Source organism: Neokomagataea anthophila, assembly GCF_018122595.1.
In the GTDB taxonomy this organism is placed as follows: domain Bacteria; phylum Pseudomonadota; class Alphaproteobacteria; order Acetobacterales; family Acetobacteraceae; genus Gluconobacter; species Gluconobacter anthophilus.
Genome location: NZ_JAGRQH010000151.1, coordinates 1 through 233, shown reverse-complemented (window position 1 = coordinate 233; position 233 = coordinate 1). Strand labels below are relative to the sequence as shown.

The 233-nt window shown below is 62.7% G+C and carries 1 protein-coding gene; it reads left to right on the top strand.

Annotated elements, in window-relative coordinates:
* On the top strand, nt 1-233 hold a 233-nt coding region (locus tag KB213_RS12360; protein ID WP_211683559.1), incomplete at both ends, for a GrpB family protein.

The window sequence follows — 233 nt, the reverse complement described above, 5'->3', positions numbered from 1 at the left end:
TGACACCGCTCGAGGCACTCGGCTATATCTGCATGCCGGAATACGCGTCATGGCTCCCCCGCGAGTTGTTCTTCCGCAAGGGGCCGCCAGGTCCCTGGACGCACCACATGCATGTGATGGAGCTATCGCATCCGCGATGGGAGGCACTGGTGGTGTTTCGCGACTATCTTCGCGCACACCCCGAGGCAGCCCGCGCCTACGCAGATATCAAGCGCGAGCTTGCCGCTTCGTCA